We start from the raw sequence: 21,458 nt of genomic DNA on the forward strand, positions 1-21,458 counted from the left end.
ATCCTCCTTGTTCCAGCATTCCACAGCCCCTGCACGCCCATCATGCCGACCGCCGTGTCGTCATCACATGCAGGAGTCCGGCAACAGGGGGCCGCACGCGCTGCAGCACCGAGCCCGTGCCCGGCGTGCCGCAATCCCATCGATCAAACACTGATTTGCCCCCGGCGTGGCTGCTGCTGTTGCGGTGCAGCAGTACAATGGCTGGCTCCCCGCCCCCATCGCGCCCCCGCATGAGCCCTAACGCTTCCCTGGCTGCGCGGCTGACGCCCCGTCAGCGCACCTTGATCATTCTTGCCCTGTCCCTGGGCGGCTTCGCCATCGGCACCAGTGAATTTGCCAGCATGGGCCTGATGCTGGAGATCAGCCGCGGCCTGTCGATTTCCGAAACCCAGGTCGGCCACCTGATCAGCGCCTACGCCATCGGCGTGGTGGTCGGCGCCCCGATCCTCGCCTTCGTCGGCGCCAGCTTCCCGCGCCGTAAGCTGCTGCTGGCACTGATGGGCTTCTATGCCGTCGGCAACCTGGCCAGCGCATTGGCACCAAACTACGGCACGATGCTGATCGCGCGTTTCGTCGCGGGCCTGCCACACGGCGCCTACTTCGGCGTGGCGATGCTGGTGGCGGCGGCGATCAGCCCGGCCGGCCAGCGCGGCCAGGCGATGTCGCGGGTGCTGCTGGGCCTGTCGATTGCGATCCTGGTCGGCAATCCGCTGACCACCTGGCTGGGCCAGCAGCTGAGCTGGCGCACCGCCTTTGCCCTGGTCAGCCTGCTGGCCATCGCCACCGTGGCGATGATCGCGCGCTTCCTGCTGCCGGATCCGGACGAAGTGCGCACTTCGCCGATGCGCGAACTGCGCGCCTTCAACACCCCCCAGGTGTGGCTGGCGCTGGCAATCGGCGCCGTTGGCTTCGCTGGCATGTTCTGCGTGTTCACCTACCTGGCGCCGACCCTGGTGCAGGTCACCGGCGTAGCCGAATCGTGGATGCCGCTGGCGGTGGGCGTGTTCGGCATCGGTGCGATCATCGGCAACATCGCCGGTGGCTGGCTGGTGGACAAGTTCCACTTCAAGGCCGCCGCGGTGGTGCTGCTGTGGTCGATCGTGATGCTGCTGCTGTATCCGCTGGCCGCGCAATCGGTGTGGACCATCGGCCCGATGATCATCACCGTCGGCACCATGGGCGCGCTGGCCGCGGTGCTGCAGACACGCCTGATGGACGTGGCCGGCGAAGCGCAGACGCTGGCAGCTGCCTCCAACCATGCCGCCTTCAATACCGCCAATGCACTCGGCCCGTGGCTGGGCGGCTTGGCGATCAGCGCCGGCTTCAGCCCGGCCAGCACCGGCTATGTCGGTGCGGCCACTGCGATTGGCGGCCTGCTGCTGTGGTGCGTGGCAGTGATGCTGGACAGGAAGCGCAAGGCCACCGCCGGCAGCCACTGAACACGGCGCCGGCTCGTCAGTCGCTGCCCACGCGGCGGCGGCGTCCCGGCCGCAGCAACGCCGTATCGCCGGCCGCCAGCGTCGGTCGCGCCAACCCGCCGCGCTGTACGCGGTCCAGCACCCGCCGCGAGTTGGCCGCGCAGTCGATGCCCTCCGGCCGTGCCTGGATGTCCTCGATCAGGGCCAGCAGATGGGCCCGGCTCTGTGCCAGCCGCAACTGCAGCGCCTCGATGTCGGTCACCTTCTGCTGCAGCATCGTGATCAATGCGTCGTGCTGCCACTGGCCCATGTCCGGTGGCAGCAGGGCGCGTATCTCCTCCAGGCTGAAGCCGGCGCGCTGCGCACCGGTAATCAGCTCCAGCAACAGCACCGCCTGCTCCGGGTAGTCGCGGTAGCCGTTGGCCTGCCGCTGGACCACCAGCAACCCGGCCTCTTCGTAGAATCGGATGCGCGACGCTGCCAGACCGGTGCGCCGGGCCAGCTCACCGATCTTCATCTGCCTGAATCCTCGACATCGGAACCTGTTGACCTTCAATCAAACTTGAAGGTTAGCGTAGCGCCATTCCCCTGTCCTGGAGCTGTCCGATGTCGCTGTTCTCGCCCCTGGCACTACCCTCCGGTGCCGTCATCCGCAACCGCATCGCCAAGGCGGCGATGGAGGAAAACATGGCCGATGCCGACCACGCCCCCTCCGAAGCGCTGCTGCAGTTGTACCAGCGCTGGGCCGACGGCGGCGCCGGGCTCATCATCACCGGCAACGTGATGGTCGATGGGCGCGCCATGACCGGGCCGGGCGGCGTGGTACTGGAAGACGATCGTCACCTCGACCGCTTCACCGCCTGGGCGGACACTGCCCGCTCGCGGGGTGCGCAGATGTGGATGCAGATCAATCACCCGGGGCGGCAGATGCCGGCCGCACTCGGCCAACCCGCGCTCGCGCCGTCAGCCGTTGCTTTGCAGATGGGCGCGCTGTCCAAGCAGTTCGCACCGCCGAAGGCGATGACCGAGGACGACATCGACGCGGTGATCGCGCGCTTCATCCGCAGTGCCGAGCTGGCCGAGCGCGCCGGCTTCAGCGGGGTGGAGATCCATGCTGCGCACGGCTACCTGCTCAGCCAGTTCCTGTCGCCGCTGTCGAACCAACGCAATGACCGCTGGGGCGGCAGCCTGCACAACCGCGCGCGCCTGCTGCTGGAGATCGTGCAGGGGGTGCGCGCGGCCGTGGCGCCCACCTTCGTGGTGGCGGTGAAGCTCAACTCCGCCGACTTCCAGCGGGGCGGCTTCTCGCCCGAGGACGCGCGCGCCGTGGTGGAGATGCTGGCGCCCCTCGGCGTGGATCTGGTCGAACTGTCCGGCGGCAGCTATGAAGCACCGGCCATGACCGGCGCCGCACGCGACGAACGCAGCGTGGCCCGCGAAGCGTACTTCCTCGAATTCGCACGCGAGATCGCCACGGTGGCAACGATGCCGCTGATGGTCACCGGCGGCATCCGCCGCCGCGAAGTGGCAGAACAGGTGTTGGCCAGCGGCGTGGCCATGGTCGGCATCGCCACCGCGCTGGCGATCGAGCCGGATCTGCCGCAGCACTGGCAGCAGGGCCGCGACCCGGTGCCGACACTGCGCAACATCAACTGGCGCAGCAAGCCGCTGGCGGCCAGCGCGCACATGGCCGCAGTGAAGTATCAGCTGGGCCGGTTGAGCCGGCACCGCCCCACCGCGCCAGGTATCTCACCGGCCTGGGCACTGCTGCTGGCACAGGCGGACGTAAAGTGTCGGACCCGCCGCTACCGGCGCTGGATCGGCGCCCGCGTCATCGCACATTGAGCCGCGCGGACTTCTCTTCACCGCAGCGATGCTCCACCATCTGCAGGATCGGCGACACTCCGCCGCCGGTCGCAACTTGGAGACGGAAGCCACGTGGCAGCAGGATCGACCAGGAACCGCGAGAAGCTGCTCGACGACCTGCTCTCGCTGGGCCGCAACTGGGCACTTGCCATCGCCATCGCCGGTGCCGGCGCGGCCGTCCACTACAACGAATCGGTCTACGAGGCCGGGCTCTGGCGTGGCCTGCTGCCCACCCTCTGCTTCCTGGTCGCGATCATCTGGATCGTGCTCAGCATCATCCGCTTCGACCTGACCCTCCAGCAGCACTTCGAGCGCAAGCGCACGCGATGGCTCAGCCGCCTGCTCTACGTGGTGCTGCTCGGTACCGGTATCACCGCCGTGTTCTTCGTGACCGAACTGGCGTCCAACAACCACATCGCAAGAATGTGCGACGCCGTGGCCAACGAACCGGCCAGCCGGATCCACAGGTCCGCCGAGTGCCAGCGCCTGTATCAGCATCGGGCGGCCTACCGGCAACGGCTGGAGTCGGCCGAGGGCGAGTTCGACTGAAGCCTGCGCCGGCTTCGCATCGCGTGCGCGAAAAACACATGGCGTGGATATGCCGTCGGGCACAGTGGCTGCGCCTCCCTTGCAGCGAACGAACGCCGCCGACATGCACCACCCACCCGCCCCTGCCCGTCACGATGCCATCGCCCTTCAGGCCGGTGTACTCGGCAGTGTGTTGGGCGTGACGCTGTTCAAGGCGATCGCACTGTCCGCACTGGCGAGTGGATCCTTGATGGTGATCGGGCTGTGGCTGCTGGCCTGCGCGCTGCTGGCTGCCTGGGCACTGGCCGCCTGCCTGGCCTGCCTTGCGCTGAGCCGGCGCGTATTCGTGCTGATGCTGGCGCTGAGCATGATGCTGATGATCTGCGTCGCCTGATCCCAGCAGGCGCGGGACTATCGCGCATCTGTTACAGAATAACAAGTGCGGTTGGTCGGATTGTGCGTGCCCGGGGTCACGGATTTGAATGCCATGGCCAGCCCGGCACCACCCGAGACCTCCCCATGACCCTGCAGCCCCTGCTTCGCGCCTCCCTCACCGCCGTTGCCCTGGCCTCGCTCAGCGCCTGTGCCACCTATGACGACAGCAACATGCATCAGGCCTGCCAGGAATCACCGCATCTGAAGGACCTGCCGCGCGAAGTGGCTGCCCGCGAGAGCCGCTGCAACAAGGGCATGGAAGTGTGGTCGAGCGAGCGCAAGGGCAGTGACAGGCCGATCGACCTGAGCGGCAGGAAGAAGGATCTCTGAGCCGCCTGGCATCTTGATCGTTCCGATGCATGCGGATGACCAGCCCGTCACGATCAGAAGGGCAGGATAACGCCTCCCCACCGCGACGACTTTCCCGATGCCGGCCACTGGTCACCCTGTCATCCATGCCTTTGAAGCTGTGTTCGACCTGTCTGGCGGAGTGGAGCGCATTACGGCGCTCACTGTCATCTGCCGGCACTGTTCTGAAACCCGCTCGGCCAGCGAAGACAACTTGGTCCAGCTGCCGGGCGGTGCCTTGTTCCGCTGCGATGGATGCGGCAGTCATCAGGCGGTGAGCCATGCGCGGGTTGCCGATTGGCAGGTGAATTCGCTTCTGGGTGTCTGAGGCTGGAATACGACGGTGCCATGACGCAGGCTGTTGGCGCAGGGATGATGGTGAAGTCAGAGGCCGCCCCGTGAGCCACCTCGTCGGCCCGAAGGGCCGATGACGGCCAGGGCGCAGGACCTGTGCAGAGCGCAATGACATCACCTCGGCTAAGCTGCGGCACCTTTCTTCACGCACGGCCATGCATCCCTTCCCCCTTCCTGTCTCGGCACCCGATCAACTCGCCTACCGGCTGCTGCAGGACAGCGACTGGGCCCGTTCCGCCGACGCCGCCAACGCTACTCCCGAACTTCGCGCTCTGCTGGCGATGATCCTGGATTCTCCGGAGCCGCTGTGGATCGCATGGGGCCGCGACAACAAGGCGTTCTTCTTCAACGATGCCTACCTGCCGATGCTGGGCGGCAAGCTCCACGGCGCCATGGGCAGCCGATTGGAAGACGTCTGGGCGGACGTCTGGGCCGACGTCGTCGATGCTGTCAACGACGCCTTCGGCGGCACGAGCCGCAGTTTCAAGAACATGCCGTTGATGATGGACCGTGATGGCACGTTGCGCGAGACATTCTGGACGTTCTCCTACTCGCCGCTGCGTGCCGGTTGCGGAGGCGTGGCCGGCATCATCTGCGTCGTAAGCGAGCAGACCGAACGGGTGATCGAGCGCGACCGGCACACGCGCCAGGTAGCGGCCATCACCGAGCAGGCACGCGAGGCCCACCTTGAACTGGTACGCGCCCGCGAACAGCTGCGGCAGTCGCAGAAGCTGGAGGCCATCGGCCAGCTGACCGGCGGCGTTGCACACGACTTCAACAATCTGCTGCAGGTCATCACCGGCTCCGTGGACATGCTGCTGCATACCTGGCCAGCCGGAGATGCGCGCCTGCGCTATGTACAGGCCATCGAAACCGCCGCTGACCGCGCCACTCGCCTGACCGCCCAGCTTCTGGCGTTCTCGCGTAGACAGAGCCTGTCGCCGCAGGTGTTCGACCTTTGCGAGAGCGTGCGCGCGCTTTCAGACATCATCACCACAGTACTGGGTGCGCGCATCTCCGTATCAGTAAACCTGCCCGACGCCCCGTTGCCGGTACTGCTGGACCGGACCCAGCTCGACACCGCACTGATCAACATCGCGGTGAACGCGCGCGACGCCATTGACGGCCACGGCAAGGTGACGATCGATGTGGAACAGCTGACATCGGTGCCTTCCGTGCGGTTCGCGGCGCCGATGAAAGGCAACTTCGCTGCGATCAGCGTCAGCGACACCGGTGCCGGTATCGATCCGTCCGTGGTGGACCGGATCTTTGAGCCATTCTTCACCACCAAGGGAGTGGGCGCGGGCACCGGGCTTGGCCTCAGCCAGGTGTTCGGCTTCGTCAAGCAGTCCGAGGGCGAAGTGGACGTACAGAGCCAGGCCGGTGTCGGTACGCGCTTCACGTTGTATCTGCCGCTGGCGCAGGAAAACGCCACCATCGAGCTGCCGACCACGCAACAGGGGCTGCTGCATGGCCACGGATTGTGCGTACTGGTGGTGGAAGACAACGTGGATGTGGCCGAGTTTGCAGTCGGGGCGCTGCGCGAGCTTGAGTACAACGTCGTACTCGCGCGCAATGCCGACGAGGCACTGGCGGAGCTCGAGCGCGACGCTGCGCGTTTCCACGTGGTGTTCAGCGACGTGGTCATGCCCGGGACCAATGGGCTGGATCTCGCCCGCACCATCCGCAGCCGCCTGCCCGATCTTCCGATCATTCTCACCAGTGGCTACAGCGAACTGCTGGCCCGCGATCCAGGCCACGGTTTCACGCTGCTGCGCAAGCCCTACTCACTGAAGCAGCTGGCCTCCGTGATGACCGAGGCCAGCCGTCGCTCGCAGACGATGGTGACTGCGCTTTAGCCGGCAGATCACCGCGTCGGACCGGTCCAGGAAGCAAGCGCCGAATCAAGGCCGGGCATATCTCCTCCTATGCCGCAGGTCCAGGCAACGACGCCATCCGGGCGCACCAGCACCGCCCCCAGACCCGATGCCACATCTCCAGTATCTGCGGCGCAGGCGATGGAAGGCTGCCAGCGTTGGCCATGCTGCGGCGGCGAAGACGCCGGGTCGAAAACAAGCAGCGCCCCCTGCCCCGCTCTCAGCAGTTCGCCCAGGCGGCGGCCATCGGCCAACCGGAAGTCCGGCGCGCTCCTGCCGACCAGCGGGTGCTCTCCGCCAAGTTCCAGCTGCTGCGAAACACCCCAGATCCGCTCGGCCAGATACGTGGCCCCATCGCGGGTGCCGGCCAGGTCGGCCATGATCGCTGCCAGCGCGCGCGAGCCGGCCCCGGGACGCATCAGCGCAACCTGCGCGCGCGACCAGTCCAGCACCTTGGTGCCCACCGGATGGCGCTCAGACTGATAGCTGTCCAGCAGCGCCTCATCAGCCTTGCCCCCCACTACGGCGGCCAGCTTCCAACCGAGGTTCATCGCATCGCCGATGCCAAGGTTCAGCCCCTGGCCGCCCAACGGTGAATGCATGTGCGCGGCATCACCTGCCAACAGCACACGGCCGCTGCGATAGGCCGTCGCTTGGCGCGCAGCATCGGTCCATGTCGTGGCCAGGTGCAATGCAGTGATCGTTGCCTCGCGGCCAGACACCCGCCGCAGCAACGCTTGCGCGGAGTGCCGGTCCAGTGGCGTGCGATGGCCCGCGCCACCGTCGAAATCGGCCAGCGCCAGCAGGCCTGGCGGGTTGAAATTGCACATCCCGTGATCGGTGAACTGTCGGCCCGGTGTGAGTACACACCCATCTGCCAGTTCGACCAGCAGCGTGTAACCGGTGAACTCCGGCCCGGTTCCAGCAAAGATGAAGCCCGATTGCTTGCGTACCGTGCTGCGGGCCCCATCACAACCGACCAGCCAGCGGCCGTGGACCCTGCCGGAGCCGATGTGCACGGCAACCTGCGCCTCGTGCGCATCCACCGCCTGTACCGCACGCCCGCGTTCGATGCGCACGCCCAGCGCAATCGCACGTTCGGCCAATACCGTTTCCAGGGCCTGCAGCTCCACCGCCATCTGAGTGCCCACTGGCGTCGGCAGGCGCCAGCTCCAGCGCGTGCGGTCGACGTCGTCCAACGCAAACGGAATGCCGGCGAAGTGGCCACCCAGCGCCCGCGGTTGCGCCAGCCAATGGGCGGTGCCCAGCGGCGGCGCGCCCTTGTCGGGCTTGAGCACCTGAGTCGCGACGACCGCGTCCAACAGGCCACGCCGATCCAGTGCCTCCAGCGTGGGGACGTTCAGGCCGCGCAGCCCGAATGGCAGGCGCTTCAACGGCGAATCAGCGGACCCGGCCTGTTCCAGCACCAGCACCGAACACCCGGCATGGGCCAGTTCGCAGGACAGGAACAAGCCAACCGGGCCAGCACCGGCAATGACGACGTCGTACAGCATGGAGATTCCTTGTGAGCGCCGGGTCGGCGCTCTGGCGGGACAAATGTTACACTCGGTGTACCTTTTCACACGTGAACCACCCATGACCCCGCTTCCTGGCCGTCGCGAGCAGCGCAAAGCCGAGACCCGACAAGCGATTTCCGACGTCGCCACCGAGCTGATCATCCGGCGGGGCTTCGAGGCCGTCTCCATGTCCGAGATCGCCGAAGCCGCGGGCGTCTCACGCAAGACGGTCTTCAACTACTTCGCCAGCAAGGAAGACCTGGTGTTCGATCGCGATGAGGAGGCGCGCACGCTGCTGCGCGAGGGCATGATGGCGCGCAGCGGAATGACCCCGCTGATGGCATTCCAGTCACTCGTGCGCGAGTTACTGGAGGCGGGCCATCCACTGCTGCGCATCAATGCCGGTGCTGCCGCCTTCTGGGGCACCGTGGCGGAGAGCCCGGTACTGGTCGCGCACGCGCGACGGCTGCAGGCGCAGTTGACTGACGATCTGGCGCAATTGATGGCCGACGCTGTCGGCCGGCCCGGACATGACGCCGAAGCGCGATTGGGCGCGGCCATGCTGCTGGCGTCGATGGTGGCGGCCTATGAGAAAGGACTGGCAAGCCAACTGCAGGGCGAGGACCCGCGCGAGGCCATGCTGCAGCTGATCGTGCGCGGCGCCACCGGGGTACTGGTGGCCTTGGCGGGCACCCCATATACGGACCCCGGCGCGCGTCCATAGCGCATTCGGGGGATAGGTTTCGAAGTGTTGCAAATGCTAATCTTTCTCATTTGCAGACACATAGCCCCTCCCCAATGCCCCTTCCCACACCCCTGCAACGCACTCTGTACCTGGCACTGACCCTGCCCTTGGCACCGCTTGCCCATGCTGCCGAGTCCTCTACTGCCGCGCCCAAGGACCTGGACAAGGTCGAGGTTCGCGGACGTGCACAGGCGCTGTACCGGGTGGACGATGCCGCGGTCGGCACCCGCACGGATACACCGCTGGAGCTGGTCCCACAGTCGATCCAGGTCATCCCGCGTGAACTGATCGACGACCAGGCGGCGCGTCAGGTAACCGATCTCTATCGCAGCATCAGCGGCATCAGCTATTTCAGCTATGCCGGGGTGACCCTGCGCGGCTTCCGCCAGGAGAACGTGCTGTATGACGGTCTGCGCGGCGACCCGTATGCAGGATTCTCGGTGCCGCAGTTGTTCAACATCGAGCGCGTGGAAGTGCTGAAGGGACCGGCAGGCGCGCTGTATGGCGGGGGTGATGCGGGCGGTGTCATCAACTACGTGACCCGCAAGCCCAAAGCCGCTGCCGAGCGCCGCATCGAGGTCCAGCTGGGCGACAAGGACTTCCGTGCCGGATCGATCGAGGGTACCGGGCCGTTGAATGCCGCCGGCAGCGTGCGCTATCGCGCCGGGCTCTATGCCGACAATGAAAAGGGCGTGCGCTGGAACACCGACAGCGAGAGCGTGATCGGCGATGCCTCGCTGGCCTTCGACGTCGGACAGACCGGTGAACTGGTGCTGCAGTTCACCGACATCACCCAGAACCTTGGCGGCAACCGTCTGCGCGGCGTGCCGGTCAACGATGCAGGCACGTTCCTGACCGACCGCCGCTGGAACCACAACGAGGCCAGCGACTTTCTCGACATGCGCGCCAAGGTGGCGCTGGCGCAGTACCGCTTCGCGCCGCTCGACACGCTGGACCTGGACTTCGCCGCCCGCTGGTTCAGCAACAACGAACACCAGATGTACCACGAGCCGATGGGCCTGATCGATCGTGACCGCGATGGCGTGGCCGAGTGGATGACCCGCCAGCTGCGCAACCAGATCCGCGACAACGACGCATTCACTGCCAACGGCAATGCCGTCTGGCGGGTGACCACCGGCGCGGTGGAGCACAAGGTGCTGTTCGGCGCCGATGTATACCGGCTGGATGCGGACTTCACCGCACAGACCGCGAACAGCGCTGACCTTGCGCGTGGCGCCGGGCCGGTGCACGGCATCGACCTGTTCAATCCCGTGTACGGCGCCAGTACCTGGCACGACTACAACCTGGCGGCCCTGCCCTGGCGCAGCACGTCCACCCGCAGCAAGCGCTATGGCGGCTACCTGCAGGACGAACTGGCACTGGGCACACGCTGGCATGTGCTGGCCGGACTGCGCTGGGATGGCTTCAAGGATGAGGACCGCATGGGTGGCAGCAGCGTGGATGGCAACGATCTCAGCTGGCGGCTGGGTAGCACGTTCACCGTGCGCGAGGGCCTGAATGTCTACGCCAACATCGCCAATGGTTTCGTGCCGCAGAGTGCCGCCAACCAGAACCCGGCCGCTGGCGGACCGTTCGATGCCGAGCGCAGCAAGCAGTGGGAAGTGGGCATGAAGTCGCTGCTGGCCGACCGTGTGACCTTGAACATGGCGGCCTACCGGATCGACCGCAGCAACATCGTGCAGGCCACCGGCGAGGTGATCGGTGGCGTGAACCAGTTGGCCGCGCTGGGCCTGGTACGTAGCACCGGCATGGAGCTGGACCTTCTGGCCGACCTCACCGAGCGCTGGGTGCTGAACCTGACCTACGCCTACAACGATGCGCGGGTGAAGGACGCCGGCCCGAATGGCATCACCAACGCCTCCGGCGACCGATTCGCCAATGCGCCGCGCAACAAGCTGGGACTGTGGACGCGTTATGACCTGCCGGCGATCAACTCCGCCATCGGCTTTGGCGCCGATCACGTCGGCGAACGCCTCAGCCTGGATGGGCAGACGGTCAAGGCCTACACCGTGTTCGACGTGAGCTGGAAGACCACGTGGAGGCAGTGGCACTTCCAGGCCAACGTCAAGAACCTGTTCGACAAGGGGTACGCGGCCAGTGGCTTCATTGAACGCAACGGGCATTTCCCCGGCGAGCCACGGCGGGTGTATCTGCAGGCGGCCTACAGCTTCTGACACAGGGCTGCGAACCATGATGACAGGGGGAGGTGGCTGCCCACCTCCCCTCCCGGTGTCAGTGCGAGCAGGCCACCAGCATCGAGCGGGTGGCCATCTGGGTGGAGGTGAAGCCGTTCTTGTTGCCCACCGCGATGGCGTTGCCGTCGTCGCCATCCTTGCTGAAGACCACATAGCCGCCTGGGCACATCTGCCCGGCCTTTTCGTAGCAGCCACTCCAGGAGCTGGAGCCGCTGCAGTCGATGGAGACGCCGCGTCGGCCATCGGGGGTAACGGTCATCCTGGCGGTGGTGCAGCCACTCAGCGCGGCCACGAACAACAACGGAACGAACAACTTCATGGGTACTCCAGGGGGTGGGATCAGCGGAAGGGCGCCAAGGCTGGAGTGCCCGGATTGCGCGAACCTTGCGCCGACATCCGCTTTCCTGCGTCCATTACAGCCTTGCGGGACATCGGGAAGGCACGCCATGTTCACGCAATGTTCCTGTAATACGGTGCCGGCGCGTGCCGAACCGCCCCGCCACGCCCCCTTCCTGCGCAAACCCCGCCGATGCACATCCTGCTGATCGAAGACGAAGCCGAACTGGCCGCTACCCTGAAGTCCGCCCTGCAGCGCGAGCGCTACGTGGTGGACCTGGCCAACACGCTGGCGCTGGCCCGCGAAGCGGCGCTGTGCGGATCGCACGACCTGGTGTTGCTGGACCGCACCCTGCCCGACGGCGACGGCCTGGGATTGATTTCGCTGTTGCGTGAGCGCAACCCCGGGGTGCCGATCATCGTGCTGAGCGCGCTGGGGCAGCTGCCGGACCGCATCGCCGGCCTGGATGAGGGCGCGGACGACTATCTGGCCAAGCCCTTCGCACTGGAGGAGCTGTTCGCCCGCATCCGCGCTGCCGGGCGCCGGCCGAGCGGCATGCAGGTGGAACTGGTGAGCATCGGCCGGTTGTTGTTCGACCCGGCATCGGGCGAGGCGAGCGTGGGCGGGCAGCGGCTGGAGCTGCCGCGCCGTGAGATACGTGTACTGGCCGCGTTGGCCCGGCGTCTGGGTCGCACCGTGCTGCGCGAGTCGATTGAAATGGCGGTGTATGGATTCGATGACGGCATCCATTCCAACACGCTCGATTCGCACGTCTCGCGCCTTCGCCGCAAGCTGGCCGATGCCGACGCAGGAGTAGAGATACACGCCATCCGCGGTGTCGGCTATCTGATGCGGGAAGCCAAATAATGGCGCGTCGTCCATCGCTGAAGCGTCCGTTGATCGTCAAAACGCTGATCTATCAGCTAATGGCGTTGCTGGTGGCGTTCTTCGCGCTGCTGATGGTGCTGATACGTGCCGACAGCGGTGGCTACTACACCATCCAGACCTTTGCGCCGGTGGCCGCCGACGCGGTGCACCGCGACCGCAATGGCGAACTGTACGTGCAGAACACACCGGAACTGGCCGAACTACTGAAGATCGTTCCCGGTGCATGGTTCATCGCCGAGGATGAGCATGGCCACTACGTTACGTTCGGACCTGTGCCGCCGGCCTATGCCTCGCTGGTAGGCGCACTGGATGGCATCCCCTTTGGCGACCTGCGCGGGCGGGATCGCAGCGATGGCCTGGCCGTCGTGGTCCGCCAGCACAGCGGGCCGGCCGGCAAGCTGACCATCATGGCCCATGGCGAAACCGATACGCTGACCTGGCAGATGGCGCTGGCGGCACACATCATCACCCTGCCGATCTTCCTGCTGCTGGGCCTGGCCACCATCGTCCTGACACCGATCATCGTGAGACGGGCCCTGGCCGGGGTGGAGCGCATCGCCGAGGAAGCCCGCAACATCTCCGCCAGCCGCCGCGGTGTCCGCCTGACAGAAACCGCTGTGCCTGTGGAGATCGCTCCGTTGGTGACGGCGGTGAATGAAGCACTGGAGCGGCTGGACGAGGGGCACGAACGGCAACGCCGCTTCATCGCCGCCGCCGCGCATGAGCTGCGCACACCCATTGCGATTCTGAGGGTAAAGGTCGATGCGGCCGACGACGCCACCTCGTGCAGCCTGGCCGTGGAAGTGGCGCGGCTGGCGACGCTGGCAGAGCAGCTGCTGGATCTGCACCGCATGGACGAAGACGGGCCGAAGGAAACCATCAACCTGGCGCGGGTGGCCAAACGGGTGGCCGCCGATCTGGCGCCGCTGCTGATCCAGTCGGACAAGACCGTAGCCGTGGCGGTGGAATCACATTTCCCGGTGCTCGGCGAGACCGGCGCAGTGGAGCGGGTAATTTCCAACCTGGTACTGAATGCTGCCGAACATGGCGGACGCCAGATCATCGTGCGCGTTCAAGGCAGCTGCCTGGAGGTCGAGGACGACGGCCCCGGCATACCGGTCGACCAGCGCGAACGGGTTTTCGAACCCTTCCAGCGGTTGCGGCCGCGGCAGACAGGCGCGGGCCTGGGGCTGAACCTGGTGCGCCAGGTGATCGACCGCCACGGCGGCCACGTCACGATTCTGGATGCGCCAGGCGGTGGTGCATTGATCCGTGTCGAGTTTCCATTGCATCCGGGCGTGACCAGCACGCCACCGCTGGAGCACTGAACACATCGCATGCACCTGTGTAACCGGCGCCTGTCCATACGTGGCCGGGAGCGAGGACAGGCAAGGTTGCGGCAATGTTCGCTGGACAGCATCGGGGTGTGGCACCTGCCGTGCCACCGCGTTCCTATCTGACAGGAAGCCTGCATGTGACCCAGGGAGCTCCCCCACCGTCCCCTTCCGCACGCACTGTGCCACCGCGGAATTCGCCGGGACTTACGGCTGCCGCATGGAATCGCCGCCCACACAATGTCCGCGCGCCCGGCCTGCAACATTGGCCGCTTTGGCTGCGGACAGTCCCCGATATCGAGCGCGCTGGCGTGTTGATGCGGCTGTTCGGCGCGTTGTTTCTGCTGCTGCCCGGCATTGCGCTGGTGGCTTCAGCGTATCGGCATGCGAGCACAGCGGTGGCGACGGCCGTGCTCCTGTTCGTTGCCGTGCATGCTGCGCTGCATGGGCTGGCGGCATGGCGGGCGGCAACCCCACACCCAACGCCACCGCTGCTGCGGGCCCTGGACGGCCATGCCGCTGGGATAATGATTGCCAGTACGCTGCTGATCGCCATCGGTGCAGGAATGGCGAAGCTGCATGCTTCGACCTTCCCCTGGTTGTTGGCCAGCGCGGCGATTCAACTCTGCGCTGCGCGCATCGCAGGTCACCGGCTGCGAAATGCACTGCTGGTTCTCGGTAGCGCCCTGCAGTTCATCGCCGTGACACTGCTCGCTCTTCATGCCGCGCGCTGACACAACGATCGCCCCGCAAGGTTCGCGCAACCCAGCGCATCGAGACTCGACGGCCAACCACGTCTTCCCCGACAGACGTGTGTCTCTTCTGTCGCAAGGACCCCCGATGACCTGTCTCTTCTGGTTGCTGAGCCGATGAGCACCGTACCCCGCAAGCGCCGCCGTGCGCTCATCGTCGCTGCCGGCCTGCTGTGCTGCGCGCTGACTCTGTTCGCGTGGTTGCGGCCCGCACCACCTCCGCACCTGCAGGTTGCACCGGTCGCTCGCGGCAGCATCGAACAGGTGGTGGAGGCCACTGGCACGCTGAAGCCCTCGCAACTGGTAAGCGTGGGTGCACAGGTCTCCGGACGCATCGATACCCTGCATGTAAAGCTGGGCGACAAAGTGAAAGCCGGCGATCCCATCGCCGACATCGACTCGCGTACTCAACGCAATGCATTGCTCAGCGCGCAGGCCGCACAACGCACCGCGCGTGCCAACCGCGATGCGCTGGCCACCGACCTGCGCCAGTTCGAGCTGACACTGCATCGGCAGCAGCAACTGGTGGCCTCGCAACTGGTGGCCCGCGCCGACTTCGATACTGCCAAGGCCAAGGTCGATGCCACCCGTGAACAGGTCGCTGCGCTGGACGGTGAAGTGGCGCGCCGACAGACCGACGTCGATGTTGCTCAGACCAATCTGGAGTACACCCGCATCACCGCCCCCACCGACGGAACCGTACTGGCCGTGGTCGCGCGCCAGGGGCAGACCGTGAATGCGGTGCAGAGCGCCCCCACCATCGTGATGCTGGGCAACCAGGACGTGATGACGGTGTACGCCGAGATCTCCGAGGCCGACGTCGTACACACGTCTGTTGGCCAGGAAGCATTCTTCACCATTCTTGGTGATGCCGGCCGCCGCTACAGCAGCACGTTGCGGGATATCGCGCCAGCGCCGGAATCGATCACCAACGAAGACAGCTCCAGCCTTGCTGCACCGGCAGTGTCGGGTGGCAGCCGCACGGCCATGTACTACAACGGCCAGTTCGACGTGGATAACGCCGATGGCCGCCTGCGCAGCTACATGACCGCGCAGGTCCGCATCGTGCTGGGCCGCGCCAACAACGTACTGACCATTCCCTCGGCCGCATTGGGTGCGCGCGCCGCCGATGGCAGTTACAGCGTGCAGGTACGTGGTGCCGACGGCCGCGCCAGCACGCGGCGCGTCACTACCGGGCTGGATGATCAGATCCAGGTAGAAGTACGCACCGGGCTGAAGGAAGGCGAACAGGTCGTGCTGGCGCAGGCCGACGCCGAAGCCACCAGCGCACCCACGCAGTCCAGATGAGCACGACCACGACCGAGCCGCTGCTGCGCGTTCGCGGCGTACGCCGCGAGTTTGCCGCAGGCGAGCAGACATTGGTGGTACTCGACGGCATCGACCTGGATATTCACGCAGGTGAACTGGTGGCCATCGTAGGCCAGTCCGGTTCGGGCAAGTCCACGCTGATGAACATCCTGGGCTGCCTGGATCGCCCTTCCGCCGGTGTCTATCAGATCTCCGGGCGCGAGACCGCGCAGATGTCGCCGGATGAACTGGCCGAACTACGCCGCGAACACTTCGGCTTCATCTTCCAGCGCTACCACCTGCTGACCGATCTGACTGCACTGAGCAATGTGGAAGTGCCTGCGATCTACGCCGGCATGCCTGCCGATGCACGCCATGCGCGTGCGGCCACGCTGTTGTCGCGGCTTGGCCTGGGCGAGCGCATGCAGCATCTTCCTGGTGAGCTGTCGGGTGGCCAGCAGCAACGCGTTTCGATTGCACGTGCGCTGATGAATGGCGGTGCAGTGATCTTCGCCGACGAACCTACAGGTGCGTTGGACACGCATTCCGGCAAAGAAGTGATGAAGATCCTCGGCGAGCTGCACGCCGAGGGCCATACCGTGGTGCTGGTTACGCATGACATGGCCGTGGCCGAGCACGCGCAGCGCATCATCGAAATCCGCGATGGGCGGATTGTGGATGATCGTGCAACCGGTACTGGTCTGTCAGCGGGCGTGGCGACGCCAGCCGTGACCCAGCCTGTGGGCAACAGCGGCTGGCGGGTCTGGCGGGACCGTTTCGCTGAAGCCTTCCGCATGGCATTGCGCGCGATGAACGCCCACCGCATGCGCACCTTCCTGACCATGCTCGGGATCATCATCGGCATTGCATCGGTCGTAGCGGTGGTGGCACTGGGTACCGGCGCACGGCAGGCCATCCTGTCCAACATCTCCTCGTTGGGTACCAATACCATCGAAATCTATCCCGGATCGGGCTTTGGCGACCTCCATTCCGCGCGGGTGGAAACACTCACTCCCGGCGACAGCGTGGCCCTTGCCCGGCAGCCATTCGTGGACAGCGCCACCCCCGGTGTTGCCACCAGCGGCACTGCCCTGCGCGGCAACCGTTCGGCCAGCGTGCAGGTGCAGGGCGTCAGCGAGCAGTATTTCCGCGTGCATGGCCTGAAGCTGGGCGAAGGCGCATTCTTCGGCCCACCGGGTGTGAGCGGCTACCAGCAGGTCGTGGTGATCGACGCCAATACCCGCGCTCGCTTCTTCGCTGCCGCGGACAATCCCATCGGCCAGACCCTGCTGCTGGGCAACGTGCCTGTGCGTATTGTGGCCGTGGTGAAGAAAGATGCCGGTGCTGCCGGCGATGCGTCACTGCTGCGGGTATGGCTGCCTTACACCACCGCCATGGCACGCATGCTGGGGCAGAGCCACGTGTCCAGCATCACCGTACGCGTTTCCGATGCGATCAGCATGGAAGCGGCTGAGCAGGCCATCCGACGATTGCTGACGCGGCGTCATGGCAGCACCGACTTCTACATGAGCAACAACGCGCAGATCCGTGAATCCATCGAACAGACCACCAGCATCCTGACCATGATGATCAGCTCCATCGCAGCCATCGCATTGGTGGTCGGCGGGATCGGCGTAATGAACATCATGCTGGTGTCGGTGACCGAGCGCACCCGCGAGATCGGCGTGCGCATGGCGGTGGGCGCGCGCCGCAGCGACATCCTGCAGCAGTTCCTGATCGAATCGGTGCTGGTCTGCCTGCTCGGTGGTGTACTCGGCATCGGCGTGGCCCTTGCGTTGGGCGCGGCTCTGGAGCTGGCCGATGCGGGCTTCAGCCTGGTGTTCTCCGTCAACTCGATTCTGGCCGCCTTCGCCTGTTCCAGCCTGATCGGCGTTGGCTTCGGATTTCTGCCGGCACGACGTGCCGCACGGCTCGATCCGGTGGAGGCACTGGTCCAATAGCCAATGCATCTACCTGTATTGACAGCAGGTTCGCGCAATGTCCGCAGTGTGTACTACGGCTACCGAGAATGTCCGCACAGGAGCTGGACGATGTTTCTTAGAACAGGAAAGCCCGCACTGCTGCTGGTAGCTGCCGCGCAGCTACTGGTGTTGATGCCCTACTCCAGCGACGCCCACGCACAGCGTGGCGATCGCTACAGCCCACACTGGAGCCAGGACTACCGTGATCGGGAGCGCGATGCATGGGAGCGGCGCGAACGTGAGCGGGATCGTGAGCGGGAACGCGAGCGCCGGCACGACGCCAAAGCCACCGGCGTGGTAGTGGGCGTGGTGGGTGCAGCGGTGGTGGCCGGCGTGATTGCCGCTGCTGCCAAGCGCGAACGCGAAGTCCGCGAGCGCGCCGACTACTGCATGAACCGCTACGGCAACTACGACCGCCGCAACGATACCTATCGCGGCACCGACGGCTACACCTATCCCTGCCGCTGATTGACCCTCAACAAGGACAAACACCCCATGACCAGAACTGCTCTGTTGATTGCCCTGTGCGCTGCCCCATTACTGGCCGAGGCCGCACCGGCCGACCCGAAACAGGCCTACATCGATTCCACGTTCACCGCGATGGATACCAACAAGGATGGACGCGTCGACAAGTCCGAGTACGCAGAATTTCAGCAGGGCCGTTTCAACAAGCAGGCCGATTCAATCAACGCCGCATTTACCGCGATGGACAAGAACAAAGATGGAAGGATCAGCAAGGAGGAAGCCATCGTGGTGCCGGAGATCGCGAAGTACTTTACGGGCCTGGACACCGATGGTGATGGCTATCTGTCACTGAAGGAAATGCAACAAGCCATGGTGGCCGCTCAGACTGCAGACGCGCCAACAAAGTAAATCCAGGGCGGGGCGCTGAAGATGGATGCCCATCCGGACGCGGTGCGGGTTGAACACACCCTCTTCCCACGTTAGCCTCCGAGGTGCTCATGGAGGGCTATCAACGGAGTGAAGCATGAAGATTGGATTCAAGCTGCCTGTTGCTATTGCGGCTGCTGCACTGACCCTGGGAATCGGCAGTGCCTCCGCGCAGTCCCGCTGTACCCCGTGCTACACCGCCTACGAGGCTTGTCTGGCGGCGGGCAATGGCGAGAACGTCTGCTACCCGGCGTTTGCCCGTTGCCTGCGGAACAGCGGCTGCACCATCCCGTAAGTCACGCATTGCCGTGATGTGTGCCGGCCCCCATTTTTGGGGGCTGGCACTGGTGCGCGCCACATTCCATGCGCGGCTGACAATCAGCTCAGGGCGAACGCTTGAAACCACGATAGGTTTCACCCCACTCGCGCATGGCCAGCAGCACCGGAACCAGCGTGCGCCCGAACTCGGAAAGCTCGTATTCCACCTTCGGCGGCACTTCCGGGTACACGTGGCGGATCACCACCCCGTCGGCTTCCAGTTCCCGCAGCTGGCTGGTCAGCATGGACTGGGTAGCGTTGGGCACACGCCGCGTGAGCTCCATGAAACGCCGCTTGCCTGTCATCAGGTGGAACAGAATGATCGGCTTCCACACGCCGCCCATGACCGACAGCGTGACTTCCACCGCGCAACCGCTCTTGCCGTCCCAACGCTTGCTACGCATGCATACTCCGGAAAACCATAGTACCTACGGAAAATCATCGTTCTTGTTGCGATAGTGGTGCGAGCCTAGCATGGGTTCATCCATTGAACGTGAGACCGCACCATGAGTTTCAAGGCACTGCTGACCCGCAAGACCAACGACGGCGTTTCCACGGAGCTGGTCGATTTCGATGAAGCCAACCTGATGGATGGCGACGTGCTGGTGCAGGTCGAGTACTCCACGCTGAACTACAAGGACGCGCTGGCCCTCACCGGCGCGCGCCCGGTGATCCGGACGTTCCCGTTGATCCCTGGCATCGACCTGGCTGGCGTGGTGCTGGACTCCAGCAGCGTCGACTTCAAACCCGGCGACCGCGTTGTGCTCAATGGCTGGGATCTCAGCATGGGCCACCACGGCGGCCTCGCCCAGCGCGCCCGTGTTCGCGGCGAATGGCTCAACAGGATTCCCGGCAACCTGAGCACCCGCGACGCCATGGCCATCGGCACCGCGGGCTACACCGCGATGCTGTGCGTGCTGGCACTGGAAGATGCCGGCGTGACGCCCGATAGGGGCGACGTGCTGGTAACGGGGGCCAACGGTGGCGTCGGCTCGATCGCGGTGGCGATCCTTTCAAAGCTGGGCTATCGCGTGGTGGCCGCCACCGGGCGCCCGGAACACGCCGAGTATCTGCACAGCCTGGGCGCCGCCGAGATCATCGACCGCGCGCAGCTTTCAGAACCGCGCGAGCGGCCGGTGAGTGCTGAGCGCTGGGCCGGCGTGGTCGATGTGGCAGGCGGCCCTACCCTCGTCAACGCCCTTGCCGAGACGAAGTACCGCGGCGCAGTGGCCGCGTGCGGGCTGGCGCAGAGTGATGAGCTGCATGGCTCGGTGCTGCCCTTCATTCTCCGCAACGTGACGCTTGCCGGCGTGGATTCGGTGAATGCGCCGCAGGCCGTTCGCCAGCGTGCGTGGGACCGGCTTGCCACCGACCTGGACCCGCAGAAGCTCGAAAGCACCGTGCAGCTGATTGGGCTTGCCGAGGTGCTGGACGTCTACGACCAGATCATCCCAGGCAAGGTGCGTGGGCGGATTGTGGTGGATGTGAATGCCTGACGGCAGGCAGTCCCGCGGTGGCACGCTGCCGCCGCGGGCCCGATGCCGTGCTCTGCGTCTATGCAGCGCTATTCTGAAACTTCAATCGGCAGCTTGCATTCGCTGCGGAATTTCCCCGCTTTCCGGTCCAGTTCAGCACGTAGCTTCAGAATCTTCGCCAGCTTGCCGCGCATCGTCGCGATGGGCAGCACGCCCTTGGCGTAACTTTCCGTCACACCCAGAGCGTTAGGCGCACCGCGGATTTGCCACACCAGTTTTTCCAGGCCCGTACCGTAAGCCAGCAGCGTATCCAAAGACAGAAAAGCCCTTCCGCCGAGGTTTCCGTTTCGGAGGCGATTCCAGTCCATACTGCCCGTCAGGCTGGTGGAGTAGACCGAAAACTGCTTGTTCGGATCTTCCGACCGATACAGGTGTATCCAGGTGTGTCCGGGATCCTTCGGCTCCTGGCCGATTTCCTTGGCGTCAAAACGGAAATCCATGACCACTACAACCTCGGCCTCTGGAACAACCTTCTGGCGCGTCGCGTCTTGTGGCCAGTAGTAATTCAGGGTCCAGCTGCTGGCCATGCCAGTGCCGAATGGCGTGCTGTTTGACGTCCATTCGTAGGTGTCGCGCGATGCCGTGGCACCCGTTGCTGCGTCCACCTCCCGGGACACACTCCATGTTCCGTCCGCCTCTTCAGTCCAGAAGCCACAGAACAGTGATGGGGTGGGCGATTGCGCCGCCGCAGGCAGTGCTGCCAAAGACAGTACAACAGCCAGAAGGCAGTTGCGGCCAGATGTAGAGAACATTCCTGCAGGCATTGGATTCCTTCCCGGGGCGCCATCCACGCAGTGGTCGCAGCCATC

Annotated in this window: 23 protein-coding genes; 18 read left to right on the forward strand and 5 right to left on the reverse strand. The window is 65.3% G+C overall.

Annotation, left to right across the window (positions count from 1 at the left end; translation table 11 throughout):
* Window positions 1-230 precede the first annotated feature (230 nt).
* A complete protein-coding gene (locus ACTJJM_RS08330) occupies window positions 231-1,439 on the forward strand; it encodes an MFS transporter (RefSeq protein ID WP_049455404.1) in 1,209 nt (402 codons plus the stop codon).
* 16 nt (window positions 1,440-1,455) lie between these two features.
* On the opposite strand, the gene ACTJJM_RS08335 is transcribed toward ACTJJM_RS08330, so the two are convergent.
* Window positions 1,456-1,935 carry a MerR family transcriptional regulator gene (locus ACTJJM_RS08335; protein WP_049455405.1) on the reverse strand — a complete coding sequence of 160 codons (480 nt, stop codon included), beginning with the start codon at window positions 1,933-1,935 and terminating at the stop codon, window positions 1,456-1,458.
* A gap of 89 nt (window positions 1,936-2,024) precedes the next feature.
* On the opposite strand from ACTJJM_RS08335, the gene ACTJJM_RS08340 reads away from it, so the two are divergent.
* The 6 genes from ACTJJM_RS08340 to ACTJJM_RS08365 all read left to right on the forward strand — a co-directional run bounded on the left by ACTJJM_RS08340 (window position 2,025) and on the right by ACTJJM_RS08365 (window position 6,808).
* Entirely contained in the window at window positions 2,025-3,263 is a 1,239-nt protein-coding gene (locus ACTJJM_RS08340; RefSeq protein WP_049413021.1) for an NADH:flavin oxidoreductase/NADH oxidase family protein, read from the forward strand.
* 93 nt (window positions 3,264-3,356) lie between these two features.
* A complete protein-coding gene (locus ACTJJM_RS08345) occupies window positions 3,357-3,833 on the forward strand; it encodes a hypothetical protein (RefSeq protein WP_010484832.1) in 477 nt (158 codons plus the stop codon).
* A gap of 103 nt (window positions 3,834-3,936) precedes the next feature.
* Entirely contained in the window at window positions 3,937-4,206 is a 270-nt protein-coding gene (locus ACTJJM_RS08350; RefSeq protein WP_010484830.1) for a hypothetical protein, read from the forward strand.
* A 125-nt stretch (window positions 4,207-4,331) separates the two neighbouring features.
* A complete protein-coding gene (locus ACTJJM_RS08355; protein WP_010484828.1) occupies window positions 4,332-4,577 on the forward strand; it encodes a hypothetical protein in 246 nt (81 codons plus the stop codon).
* A 97-nt stretch (window positions 4,578-4,674) separates the two neighbouring features.
* Window positions 4,675-4,923, forward strand: a complete 249-nt coding sequence (locus ACTJJM_RS08360) for a hypothetical protein (RefSeq protein ID WP_005410137.1) — start codon at window positions 4,675-4,677, stop codon at window positions 4,921-4,923.
* Window positions 4,924-5,104: 181 nt separating this feature from the next.
* Window positions 5,105-6,808 carry a hybrid sensor histidine kinase/response regulator gene (locus tag ACTJJM_RS08365; RefSeq protein WP_010484824.1) on the forward strand — a complete coding sequence of 568 codons (1,704 nt, stop codon included), beginning with the start codon at window positions 5,105-5,107 and terminating at the stop codon, window positions 6,806-6,808.
* A gap of 8 nt (window positions 6,809-6,816) precedes the next feature.
* Here the strand turns inward: ACTJJM_RS08365 and ACTJJM_RS08370 are convergent, their stop codons facing one another.
* Window positions 6,817-8,340 carry an FAD-dependent monooxygenase gene (locus ACTJJM_RS08370; protein ID WP_241874281.1) on the reverse strand — a complete coding sequence of 508 codons (1,524 nt, stop codon included), beginning with the start codon at window positions 8,338-8,340 and terminating at the stop codon, window positions 6,817-6,819.
* 82 nt (window positions 8,341-8,422) lie between these two features.
* Between ACTJJM_RS08370 and ACTJJM_RS08375 the strand changes: the two genes are divergently transcribed.
* Both ACTJJM_RS08375 and ACTJJM_RS08380 read left to right on the forward strand, forming a co-directional pair.
* Complete coding sequence (locus tag ACTJJM_RS08375) at window positions 8,423-9,067, forward strand: TetR/AcrR family transcriptional regulator (protein WP_100446096.1); 645 nt, start codon at window positions 8,423-8,425, stop codon at window positions 9,065-9,067.
* Window positions 9,068-9,141: 74 nt separating this feature from the next.
* Window positions 9,142-11,283, forward strand: a complete 2,142-nt coding sequence (locus tag ACTJJM_RS08380) for a TonB-dependent siderophore receptor (RefSeq protein WP_224328286.1) — start codon at window positions 9,142-9,144, stop codon at window positions 11,281-11,283.
* 58 nt (window positions 11,284-11,341) lie between these two features.
* On the opposite strand, the gene ACTJJM_RS08385 is transcribed toward ACTJJM_RS08380, so the two are convergent.
* Window positions 11,342-11,623: a hypothetical protein gene (locus tag ACTJJM_RS08385; protein WP_010484816.1), complete on the reverse strand. Its 282-nt coding sequence runs from the start codon at window positions 11,621-11,623 to the stop codon at window positions 11,342-11,344.
* A 210-nt stretch (window positions 11,624-11,833) separates the two neighbouring features.
* Between ACTJJM_RS08385 and ACTJJM_RS08390 the strand changes: the two genes are divergently transcribed.
* The 8 genes from ACTJJM_RS08390 (at window position 11,834) to ACTJJM_RS08425 (ending at window position 19,091) form a co-directional block, all read left to right on the forward strand.
* A complete protein-coding gene (locus tag ACTJJM_RS08390) occupies window positions 11,834-12,508 on the forward strand; it encodes a response regulator (RefSeq protein WP_049413006.1) in 675 nt (224 codons plus the stop codon).
* Complete coding sequence (locus ACTJJM_RS08395) at window positions 12,508-13,857, forward strand: sensor histidine kinase (protein ID WP_010484812.1); 1,350 nt, start codon at window positions 12,508-12,510, stop codon at window positions 13,855-13,857. Before ACTJJM_RS08390 ends, ACTJJM_RS08395 begins: the two co-directional genes overlap by 1 nt.
* 323 nt (window positions 13,858-14,180) lie before the next feature.
* Window positions 14,181-14,597: a hypothetical protein gene (locus ACTJJM_RS08400; protein ID WP_049455408.1), complete on the forward strand. Its 417-nt coding sequence runs from the start codon at window positions 14,181-14,183 to the stop codon at window positions 14,595-14,597.
* Between the two features lie 135 nt (window positions 14,598-14,732).
* Window positions 14,733-15,923: an efflux RND transporter periplasmic adaptor subunit gene (locus tag ACTJJM_RS08405; protein WP_019338182.1), complete on the forward strand. Its 1,191-nt coding sequence runs from the start codon at window positions 14,733-14,735 to the stop codon at window positions 15,921-15,923.
* The gene (locus ACTJJM_RS08410; protein ID WP_049455409.1) at window positions 15,920-17,884 is read left to right on the forward strand and encodes a MacB family efflux pump subunit; all 1,965 of its coding nucleotides are present in this window, start codon (window positions 15,920-15,922) and stop codon (window positions 17,882-17,884) included. Before ACTJJM_RS08405 ends, ACTJJM_RS08410 begins: the two co-directional genes overlap by 4 nt.
* 90 nt (window positions 17,885-17,974) lie before the next feature.
* Complete coding sequence (locus ACTJJM_RS08415; RefSeq protein ID WP_049412999.1) at window positions 17,975-18,373, forward strand: hypothetical protein; 399 nt, start codon at window positions 17,975-17,977, stop codon at window positions 18,371-18,373.
* A 27-nt stretch (window positions 18,374-18,400) separates the two neighbouring features.
* Window positions 18,401-18,778, forward strand: a complete 378-nt coding sequence (locus tag ACTJJM_RS08420) for an EF-hand domain-containing protein (RefSeq protein WP_049412998.1) — start codon at window positions 18,401-18,403, stop codon at window positions 18,776-18,778.
* A gap of 115 nt (window positions 18,779-18,893) precedes the next feature.
* Window positions 18,894-19,091 carry a hypothetical protein gene (locus ACTJJM_RS08425; protein ID WP_049455411.1) on the forward strand — a complete coding sequence of 66 codons (198 nt, stop codon included), beginning with the start codon at window positions 18,894-18,896 and terminating at the stop codon, window positions 19,089-19,091.
* An 88-nt stretch (window positions 19,092-19,179) separates the two neighbouring features.
* On the opposite strand, the gene ACTJJM_RS08430 is transcribed toward ACTJJM_RS08425, so the two are convergent.
* Window positions 19,180-19,518 (reverse strand): winged helix-turn-helix transcriptional regulator, encoded by a 339-nt coding sequence (locus ACTJJM_RS08430; RefSeq protein ID WP_049412996.1) that lies wholly within the window; start codon window positions 19,516-19,518, stop codon window positions 19,180-19,182.
* Window positions 19,519-19,620: 102 nt separating this feature from the next.
* On the opposite strand from ACTJJM_RS08430, the gene acuI reads away from it, so the two are divergent.
* Window positions 19,621-20,610, forward strand: coding sequence for an acrylyl-CoA reductase (NADPH) (gene acuI, locus ACTJJM_RS08435; RefSeq protein ID WP_109813642.1), 990 nt, complete (start codon window positions 19,621-19,623; stop codon window positions 20,608-20,610).
* A gap of 68 nt (window positions 20,611-20,678) precedes the next feature.
* On the opposite strand, the gene ACTJJM_RS08440 is transcribed toward acuI, so the two are convergent.
* Window positions 20,679-21,413, reverse strand: coding sequence for a hypothetical protein (locus tag ACTJJM_RS08440; RefSeq protein ID WP_224328287.1), 735 nt, complete (start codon window positions 21,411-21,413; stop codon window positions 20,679-20,681).
* Between the last annotated feature and the right edge of the window lie 45 nt (window positions 21,414-21,458).

Origin of the sequence: Stenotrophomonas sp. 22692, from assembly GCF_052045015.1 — a bacterium.
In the GTDB taxonomy this organism is placed as follows: domain Bacteria; phylum Pseudomonadota; class Gammaproteobacteria; order Xanthomonadales; family Xanthomonadaceae; genus Stenotrophomonas; species Stenotrophomonas geniculata.

Excerpts from the sequence above, each read along its gene's own strand:
- ACTJJM_RS08330 (WP_049455404.1), top strand. The coding sequence starts at position 231 with ATGAGCCCTAACGCTTCCCTGGCTGCGCGGCTGACGCCCCGTCAGCGC.
- ACTJJM_RS08335 (WP_049455405.1), bottom strand. The coding sequence starts at position 1,935 with ATGAAGATCGGTGAGCTGGCCCGGCGCACCGGTCTGGCAGCGTCGCGC.
- ACTJJM_RS08340 (WP_049413021.1), top strand. The coding sequence starts at position 2,025 with ATGTCGCTGTTCTCGCCCCTGGCACTACCCTCCGGTGCCGTCATCCGC.
- ACTJJM_RS08350 (WP_010484830.1), top strand. The coding sequence starts at position 3,937 with ATGCACCACCCACCCGCCCCTGCCCGTCACGATGCCATCGCCCTTCAG.
- ACTJJM_RS08355 (WP_010484828.1), top strand. The coding sequence starts at position 4,332 with ATGACCCTGCAGCCCCTGCTTCGCGCCTCCCTCACCGCCGTTGCCCTG.
- ACTJJM_RS08360 (WP_005410137.1), top strand. The coding sequence starts at position 4,675 with ATGCCGGCCACTGGTCACCCTGTCATCCATGCCTTTGAAGCTGTGTTC.
- ACTJJM_RS08365 (WP_010484824.1), top strand. The coding sequence starts at position 5,105 with ATGCATCCCTTCCCCCTTCCTGTCTCGGCACCCGATCAACTCGCCTAC.
- ACTJJM_RS08370 (WP_241874281.1), bottom strand. The coding sequence starts at position 8,340 with ATGCTGTACGACGTCGTCATTGCCGGTGCTGGCCCGGTTGGCTTGTTC.
- ACTJJM_RS08375 (WP_100446096.1), top strand. The coding sequence starts at position 8,423 with ATGACCCCGCTTCCTGGCCGTCGCGAGCAGCGCAAAGCCGAGACCCGA.
- ACTJJM_RS08380 (WP_224328286.1), top strand. The coding sequence starts at position 9,142 with ATGCCCCTTCCCACACCCCTGCAACGCACTCTGTACCTGGCACTGACC.
- ACTJJM_RS08385 (WP_010484816.1), bottom strand. The coding sequence starts at position 11,623 with ATGAAGTTGTTCGTTCCGTTGTTGTTCGTGGCCGCGCTGAGTGGCTGC.
- ACTJJM_RS08390 (WP_049413006.1), top strand. The coding sequence starts at position 11,834 with ATGCACATCCTGCTGATCGAAGACGAAGCCGAACTGGCCGCTACCCTG.
- ACTJJM_RS08395 (WP_010484812.1), top strand. The coding sequence starts at position 12,508 with ATGGCGCGTCGTCCATCGCTGAAGCGTCCGTTGATCGTCAAAACGCTG.
- ACTJJM_RS08400 (WP_049455408.1), top strand. The coding sequence starts at position 14,181 with ATGCGGCTGTTCGGCGCGTTGTTTCTGCTGCTGCCCGGCATTGCGCTG.
- ACTJJM_RS08405 (WP_019338182.1), top strand. The coding sequence starts at position 14,733 with ATGAGCACCGTACCCCGCAAGCGCCGCCGTGCGCTCATCGTCGCTGCC.
- ACTJJM_RS08410 (WP_049455409.1), top strand. The coding sequence starts at position 15,920 with ATGAGCACGACCACGACCGAGCCGCTGCTGCGCGTTCGCGGCGTACGC.
- ACTJJM_RS08415 (WP_049412999.1), top strand. The coding sequence starts at position 17,975 with ATGTTTCTTAGAACAGGAAAGCCCGCACTGCTGCTGGTAGCTGCCGCG.
- ACTJJM_RS08420 (WP_049412998.1), top strand. The coding sequence starts at position 18,401 with ATGACCAGAACTGCTCTGTTGATTGCCCTGTGCGCTGCCCCATTACTG.
- ACTJJM_RS08425 (WP_049455411.1), top strand. The coding sequence starts at position 18,894 with ATGAAGATTGGATTCAAGCTGCCTGTTGCTATTGCGGCTGCTGCACTG.
- ACTJJM_RS08430 (WP_049412996.1), bottom strand. The coding sequence starts at position 19,518 with ATGCGTAGCAAGCGTTGGGACGGCAAGAGCGGTTGCGCGGTGGAAGTC.
- acuI (WP_109813642.1), top strand. The coding sequence starts at position 19,621 with ATGAGTTTCAAGGCACTGCTGACCCGCAAGACCAACGACGGCGTTTCC.
- ACTJJM_RS08440 (WP_224328287.1), bottom strand. The coding sequence starts at position 21,413 with ATGCCTGCAGGAATGTTCTCTACATCTGGCCGCAACTGCCTTCTGGCT.